Source organism: Amycolatopsis sp. 3B14 (assembly GCF_050958625.1).
Classification (GTDB): domain Bacteria; phylum Actinomycetota; class Actinomycetes; order Mycobacteriales; family Pseudonocardiaceae; genus Amycolatopsis_E; species Amycolatopsis_E thermoflava.
This window is the reverse complement of the sequence record NZ_JBHZEN010000041.1, coordinates 69511-76620: the sequence shown is the minus strand read 5'-3', so window position 1 is coordinate 76620 and position 7110 is coordinate 69511. Positions and strand designations below refer to the sequence as shown.

Sequence of the window (7110 nt, the reverse complement as noted above, 5' to 3'; positions counted from 1 at the left end):
TTTCGTTGCCGGGCGGCGGTTCGCTACGAGTAGATGGCTCGTTGTGCTGCTTGCATCGCACTTCCGTACAGGCCGCCGGTGATTCCGTTGCGCGCTAGTGCTGCCCTTGCGGCGTTGGCTCCTGGTGCTCCGTGCACCGCCCCGCCGGGGTGGGCCGAGGCGCCGGCCAGGTAGAGCCGATCAACTGGGGTGTCGGCCCTCGACAAGCCGGGGACTGGGCGGAACACGAACTGCTGGTGGATCGCCGCGGTGCCGGCGTTGATCGCGCCCTGTACGAGGCTCGGGTTGAGTGCCTCCAGCTCCGCCGGGCCCTGCGGGCACCGCGCCTTGATCAGGCTGCGGAAGCCGGGTGCGCGTCGCTCGATGAGTTCTTCCATCCGGTCGGCGTAGCGCTCCAGCCGGTCCCTGTCCCAACGCTCGCCGCGCGGCACGTGCGTGTACGCCCACACCGCCTCGGTGCCCGCCGGGGAGCGGGACGGGTCCGTCGTCGTCATCTGGCCCAGCAACAGGAACGGCCGCTCGGGCACCCGGCTGCACGCCAGGTCCGCGCCGTACGCGGTCAGCCCATCGAGGTCCGCGTCCAGGTGTACCACGCCCGACCGGCGCGCCGCTTCGGCCGTCCACGGGATCTTCCCGCTCAACGCCCAGTCGACCTTGATCGTCGCGTTGTCCCAGTGGAAACGGTCCAGGTCGGACACCAACCGGGCGGGCAGGTGCTCCTCCCCGACCAGCTCCCGGTACAGCGCCGGGGCCGGCACGTCCGCCAGCACCGCCCGCTTGGCCCGCACCAGTTCACCGTGCTCGTCCCGCACACCCATCGCCCGGTTCCCCGCGATCAGCACGTCCCGGACCCGGCGGTTGCACTCGACCCGGCCACCGCGGTCGGCGAGACGGCGCACCAGTGCCGTGATGATCCGGTCCGCGCCGCCCTCCGGCACCGGGAAACCCACGTCCTGCCCGACCATCCCCAGCAGCCACCCGAACACACCGCTGCCCGCGTTGTCCGGACCAAGATCCGTGTGCAGGGCGTTGCCGGCGAACAGCAACCGCGCGCCCTCGCCGTCGAAGAGCTCCTCACCCAGCCGCCGCACCGGCAGCGTCACCATCCGCACCAGCCGCAAGGTTTCCGCGACCCCGATCCGGCGCACCAGCCTCGACGCCGACCGCACCGGCGGGAACGGTCGCAGCACCGATTCCAGCAGGTCGTCGCGCACCCTCTCCCACTGCGCGAACGCATCACGCCAGGCGTCGCCGTCCTTGGCGGCGAAGGTCGAGACCGAAGCAGCCGTCTCGTCGAGGTCCCTGGACAACGCCACGCACCGGTCGTCGTGCAGGACGTGGGCCAGCACCAGCGGCGCGTGCCTCCACACCAGGCCGTAGGAGTCCAGCCCCAGCTCCCGCAACACCGGCGACGCGTAGCCGAGCGGGTAGAACGCGCTGCACAGGTCGCTGCGGAACCCGGGCGCGGTGACCTCTGCACTGCGCACCGCGCCACCGGGCTCCGGTGCGGCCTCGAGCACGAGCACGCTCCACCCGGCGTCGGCGAGCACGTTCGCCGCCACGAGACCGTTCTGGCCCGCCCCAACGACGACCGCGTCGACAGTTTCGGTCACGACGCTCCCTTCTAGGCTTGCGTCTGACGGCTGGGCCGCCCCAGCCTGACCCCAGCCAACCGCTCCAGCCACGATTCCGCACCCCGCGGCGCGAGCGGCCCGCTGCCGGTGCCACTGCCGTCACGCATCCCGGCGACCAGTTCGGCCAGCGCCTCCTTCGCGTCGTGCCGCGGTTCCCAGCCGAGGTGGGCGCGGGCGCGGGTGGTGTCGACCAGCGGCGCCTTGTCGGCGAGAGTGAGCCAGCCGGGGTGCATCGGCTGCAACCCGAGCCGCCACGTCGGCAGGGCCAGGGTGGTGACCAGCCGCCGCGGCACCGGGACGCGGAACCCGCCGAACAGCTCGGCGAGGTCGTTCACGCCGAGGATCGGTTCGGCGGCCAGGTTGAAGGCGCCCTCCGCGCGCTGGTCGAGCATGCGGCAGATCGCGTCGGCGACGTCGTCGGCGTGCACGACCTGGGCACGCAGACCGCTCCACAGCGGCACCGGCAGCAGGCGGTTGCCGATCAACGCGGTCGGCAGGAGCGGGCTCAGCGTCCACCGCGCGAGCTGCGCGCCGGAGTCGTACTGGGCGACGGCGCACGGCCGGAACACCGCGACCCGCACGTCCGGGTGCTGCCGGGCGAACAGCTCGACGAGGCGTTCCAGGCGCGCCTTGTCACGGCTGTAGGCGCTGCCCGGTACGCCGGTGCGCGGCCAGTCCTCGTCCACGCGGGTCCAGCGCGGGGCCGGGGTGTAGGCGGCGACTGAGGACGCGCAGACCAGCTGCGGCACCCCGGCCTCGGCGACGGCGGCCAGGACCTCCTGCGAGCCCTCGATGTTGGTCCGGTTGCGTGGCGGCTCCTCGGCACCGGGGTGGATGGCCCAGGCGAGGTGGACGACGGCGTCCGCCCCGGCGAAGACCTTCGGCAGGACGTCCGGGGCGGAGTCGGAGTCGAGGTCGCAGTCGACCCACTGGGCGCTGTCGTACGGTGGACGGGCGTCCGGGATCCGGCGCGCCAGCCCGACGACCTCCCAGTCCGGCCTGCGCGCGGCCGCACGCAGGAACGCGGTGCCGATGCTGCCGGACGCCCCGGTGACCACGACCTTCATGCCGGACGTGTTCCACGAGGGCGGGTTCGCTAACCGCCGGGCGCGGAACTTCTCAGTCCGCAGGCAAGGCGGGCGCGTCCGGCGTCGCCACCGCCGCCAGCCGCGCGCGGACCGCCGTGCGGGCGTAGTCGTAGCGGGACGGGTCGTCGTGCAGCAGGGCGTCCTCGGCGGCGGCCCTGGTGAGCGCGTCCAGCTCGAAGGCCAGCTGCGCCGGGTCCACGTCCGGGTCGATCTCGCCCAGCTCCTGCGCCTCGGCGATCGTCGTGCGGTACAGCGACTGCCAGTCCCGCCGTCCGGCGGCTATCGCGTCGCGCACGCGGCCGGGACGGGCGTCGAACTCGGCCGCGGTCGCGACGAAGAAACACCCGCCCGCGAACACCGGCTGCCGCACGTACGCCAGCCACGACTCGGCCAGCGCCCACACCCGCCGCAGCCCAGCCGGGGCCTTCCGCGCGGGCTTCACGACCTTGCCGACGAACACCTCGACGGCCGCGCGCACGGTCGCCAGCTGCAGCTCCTCCTTCGAGCCGAACTGCGCGAACACCCCGCTCTTGCTCACGTCCAGCTCGGTGGCCAGCCGCCGCACGGACAGGCTCTCCAGCCCCTCCACGGACGCGATGTCCATCGCCCGGTCCAGGATCGCCCGCCGCGAGCGCAACCCGCGCTGCACCCGCTTGTCCACATGCACGTCAGCCACCCGCCCAGTCTATCCCGGACAGCCGTCCACCGCCTGCTCGATTCCCTTCGGAGAATTGCGGGCGCGAACCGCACGAACTTACCGTACGAGTGTCCACCAACTTGGAGGAGCAGACATGCGAGCGGTACTGCAGCGGGCGTGGGGCGACCCGCTCGAAGTGGCCGAGGTGCCCACACCCCGGCCCGCCCCCGGCGACGTCCTGGTCCGGGTCTTCGCGGCGGGCGTCAACCCCGTCGACCACTACACCGCCATCGGCCAGGCCTACAACATGGTCCTGTCGCTGCCCCACACCCACGGCTGGGACGTGGCGGGGGTGGTCGAGCAGGTCGGCTACGGCGTGACGCGGTTCGCGCCCGGCGACCGCGTCTACGGCATGCCGTGGTTCCCGCGCGCGGCGGGCGCGTTCGCCGACTACCTCACCGCCCCGGCCCGCCACCTCGCGCCGATGCCGGAGGGGCTCGGTTTCCCCGAAGCGGCTGCTCTGCCGCTCGCCGGGCTGACGGCGTGGCAGATCCTCAACGAGGTCGCCGGCGTGACGGCCGGGCAGCGCGTGCTGGTCTCGGGCGCGGCGGGCGGCGTCGGGCACCTCGCCGTGCAGATCGCGAAGGCCCGCGGCGCGCACGTCATCGGCACGGCGAGCCCGCCGAAGCACGAGTTCGTGCGCGCGCTGGGGGCGGACGAGGTGGTCGACCACCGTACCGGGCCGCCCGCGCGGGACGTCGACGTCGTCGTCCAGATGTTCGGCGGCGAGCACGGCCTGGCCGCGCTGCGCGCCCTCCGGCCGGGCGGCCTGTTGGTCAGCGGCCAGTCCGCGTGGACGCCGGGACTGCACGAGCGCGCCGCGGAACTCGGCGTGCGCGCCGTGGGCTACCTCGTCGACCCGGACGCCGCCGGGCTCGCCGCACTCACCGATCTGGTCCACAAGGGACAGTTGTCGCCACACGTCAGCGAGACGTTCCCGCTGACCGATGCCCAGCGCGCCCTGAACCTGCTCGCCGAGGGCCGCACCACCGGCAAAGTCGTCCTGACCGTCACCGACTGAGGAGGAACCGTGGAACAAACCGTCCGCGCCTACGCCGAAGCCAAGAGCCGCGCCGACACCGGCGCCGCACTGGCCCAATGCCACCCCGACGTGGTCATCGAAACCGTCCCCTTCCGGGCCGTCGCGCACGGCACCGCGGAGGCCGGGCGCCAGTTCACCGGGTTCTTCCGCGCGTTCCCGGACTACCGCGTGCATGCCGACTACCTGCGCACCGCCGGGGACCTCGTGGTCGGGGCCGGCACGATCAGCGCCACGATGCGCGGCGCGCTGGCCGGGATCGACCCGACCGGGAAGTCGTTCGAGCTGCCGTTCGCCTGCCACTGGCAGGTGCGCGACGGCCTGATCGCCCACGAGCGGTTCTTCTTCGACTTCCACTGGATGTGCGAGCAGCTGGGCCTGTCGACCGACGAGGCGGGCAAGCGGTTCACCCAGTGGCGGGAGGCGGCATGAGCACGTACGTCCTCGTGGCCGGCGCGTGGCACGGCGGATGGTGCTGGGACCGCGTGGCGACCCCGCTGCGCGAGCGGGGTCACCGGGTGATCGCCCCGGACCTGCCGATGGACGCCGGAGCCGGCCTGCACACGCACGCCGCCGAAGTGGCCGCGCTGCTGGCGGACCTGGACGACGTCGTGCTCGTCGGGCACAGCTACGCCGGTTTCGTCGTCCGGGAGGCCGCCGACCGGGTGCCGGAACGGGTCGCACGGCTGGTGCTCGTCGATGCGTGGTTCGGCCGGAACGGCGAGTCGCTGGACAGCCGTGCGCCGGGGTGGTTCACCGAGTGGGTGGACTCGACGACGGTCGACGGGCTGATCGGCGTGCCACCCGCGGCGGCCGTCGGCGTCACCGACCCCGCCGACGTCAAGTGGCTGGAGGCGAACATGGTCCCGCACCCGCGCCGGTCGTTCGCCGAGCCGACGACCCTGACCGGCGCGGTCGAGTCCATCCCCTGCCACGCTGTGGTGTGCCTGGACAACGAGCGGATGCCGCTGGCCCGGCTGGCGCGGGACGCCGGATGGCCGGTCACCGAGCTGCGCACCGGCCACGAGTGCATGGTCACCGCACCGGACGAGCTCACCGGGATGCTCCTGGCTCTGTCCACTCAGGACTGACCGGCGGAACCCGGTTCGGCCATCCGGCGGTGCATCGCCGCCTTCACGGTTTCCGGCACCGCCCGCGCCGCCGCGGCCTGAACCTTGTTGCGTGCCGAACCGGCGACCACCTTGTCCTTCCCGGCCATCATCGCGGCGAACCCCTGCTCGGCGACCTCCGCGGGGTCGTCCTTGGGGCCCTGGGCGATCTTGGTGTCGGTCATCCCGGCGCGCTCGAAGAACTCGGTGTCCGTCGGGCCCGGCAGCAGGGCCGTGACCGTCACCCCGCTGTCCTTCAGCTCCTCGCGCAGCGCCTCGGCGAACGACGCGAGGAACGCCTTGCTCGCGCCGTAGACGGCCTGGAAGGGGCCGGGGGTCATGGCCGCGACCGAGGACGTGAACAACACCCGACCCGCCGCCTGCTCCACCATTCCCGGCAGCAGGCGGCGGGTCAGGTGCACGGCCGAGGTGACGTTCAGGTGGACCACGTTCAGCTCGTCGCGCAATGAGCCGTCCACGAACGCGCCACCGACCCCGACCCCGGCGTTGACGGCCAGCGCGGCCAGCGGCCGGTCCACCGACGCGACCGCGGCGACCAGGTTCTCGACCCCGTCGTAACTCGCGAGATCGCCCCGCACGGCCAGTACCTGCGCGCCGAGCGCCAGCAACTCGCGCTGCGCGTCGTCCAGTTCCGCGTTTTCCGCGGCGATCACGAGGTCGTAGCCGTGCGAGGCGAACTGCTTCGCCAGCTCGCGCCCGATCCCGGTGGAGGCGCCGGTGACCACCGCGAGCGGTCTTGTTCCTGTGTTCGTCATGGCGGGCGGTTACCCCGATCCGGGCCGCCCACTCGGGCTACGCGTTGCCGCGCGCCGCGCTGATGTCGCCGAGCGCCGACGACGGGTCGCGCTCGATCGTGCTGCCGCATCCGCTGGCTGGCCGCATCCGCGGGCTCCTCCGGGCGCGCGGGGGGCCGCCGAAACCGGCTACCGTGGGAGGCAGAGCTTCACCGGATTGGGAGGACGTCCCCGTGACCGAGGCCTGGCACCGCCCGTTGCGGCACATCAAGGGCAGCGAGCTGACCGGCGACACCGCGCAGACCAGCGGCATGCGGCGGCTGGAGGCGGTGTCGGGCAAGACGGCCGGCTCGGAGAAGGTCTGGATGGGCGAGACGCACGTTGGCCCGCGCACCAATTCGGGTGACCACCACCACGGCGAAGCCGAAACGGCGATCTACGTCAAGTCCGGGCACCCGGTGTTCGTGTTCGCCGACGGCGACGAGGAGATCCGGTTGGAGACCGAGCCGGGCGACTACATCTTCGTGCCGCCCTGGGTCCCGCATCGCGAGGAGAACCCCGGCGACGAGGACGCGGTCGTGATCATCGCGCGCAGCAGCCAGGAAGGTGTCGTGGTCAACCTGCCGAGCCTGTGGGCCCAGGTGGACCGGCCGGATTCCTGAGCGCGGCCCCGATCCCACTTCTCCGGGCTCTGTTGGTCGCCGTCACGGGGGCACGTATGATCCTGGCCAGCGTCAAGCAGCCGGCGCCCAACGCCGTCCGAACGGCGGACGGCACCACGAGGCGAA

At 72.8% G+C, this 7110-nt stretch carries 8 protein-coding genes; 4 read left to right on the top strand and 4 right to left on the bottom strand.

All coding sequences use genetic code 11. The features are described from left to right. Window positions 1–23: 23 nt before the first annotated feature. From ACCP09_RS23255 to ACCP09_RS23245, 3 genes are read right to left on the bottom strand one after another with little or no spacing between them, the layout of a single operon-like run. Window positions 24–1613 (bottom strand): phytoene desaturase family protein, encoded by a 1590-nt coding sequence (locus tag ACCP09_RS23255; protein ID WP_123685051.1) that lies wholly within the window; start codon window positions 1611–1613, stop codon window positions 24–26. An 11-nt stretch (window positions 1614–1624) separates the two neighbouring features. Then, window positions 1625–2701: an NAD-dependent epimerase/dehydratase family protein gene (locus ACCP09_RS23250; protein ID WP_433750114.1), complete on the bottom strand. Its 1077-nt coding sequence runs from the start codon at window positions 2699–2701 to the stop codon at window positions 1625–1627. 52 nt (window positions 2702–2753) lie between these two features. Then, entirely contained in the window at window positions 2754–3398 is a 645-nt protein-coding gene (locus ACCP09_RS23245; protein WP_027934317.1) for a TetR/AcrR family transcriptional regulator, read from the bottom strand. A 115-nt stretch (window positions 3399–3513) separates the two neighbouring features. Between ACCP09_RS23245 and ACCP09_RS23240 the strand changes: the two genes are divergently transcribed. Genes ACCP09_RS23240 through ACCP09_RS23230 form a run of 3 tightly spaced genes read left to right on the top strand, consistent with a single transcriptional unit; the run spans window position 3514 to window position 5549 of the window. Then, window positions 3514–4440: an NADP-dependent oxidoreductase gene (locus ACCP09_RS23240; RefSeq protein WP_433750110.1), complete on the top strand. Its 927-nt coding sequence runs from the start codon at window positions 3514–3516 to the stop codon at window positions 4438–4440. Window positions 4441–4449: 9 nt separating this feature from the next. Further along, on the top strand, window positions 4450–4890 hold the full coding sequence (locus tag ACCP09_RS23235) for an ester cyclase (RefSeq protein WP_027934315.1): 441 nt from the start codon (window positions 4450–4452) through the stop codon (window positions 4888–4890). Continuing rightward, entirely contained in the window at window positions 4887–5549 is a 663-nt protein-coding gene (locus ACCP09_RS23230; RefSeq protein WP_433750106.1) for an alpha/beta fold hydrolase, read from the top strand. The genes ACCP09_RS23235 and ACCP09_RS23230 overlap by 4 nt, the downstream gene beginning before the upstream one ends. Here the strand turns inward: ACCP09_RS23230 and ACCP09_RS23225 are convergent. Then, window positions 5540–6343: an SDR family NAD(P)-dependent oxidoreductase gene (locus ACCP09_RS23225; protein ID WP_027934313.1), complete on the bottom strand. Its 804-nt coding sequence runs from the start codon at window positions 6341–6343 to the stop codon at window positions 5540–5542. The two genes, ACCP09_RS23230 and ACCP09_RS23225, sit on opposite strands and share 10 nt — an antisense overlap. 212 nt (window positions 6344–6555) lie before the next feature. Between ACCP09_RS23225 and ACCP09_RS23220 the strand changes: the two genes are divergently transcribed. Continuing rightward, window positions 6556–6984: a cupin domain-containing protein gene (locus ACCP09_RS23220; RefSeq protein WP_027934312.1), complete on the top strand. Its 429-nt coding sequence runs from the start codon at window positions 6556–6558 to the stop codon at window positions 6982–6984. Window positions 6985–7110 lie beyond the last annotated feature (126 nt).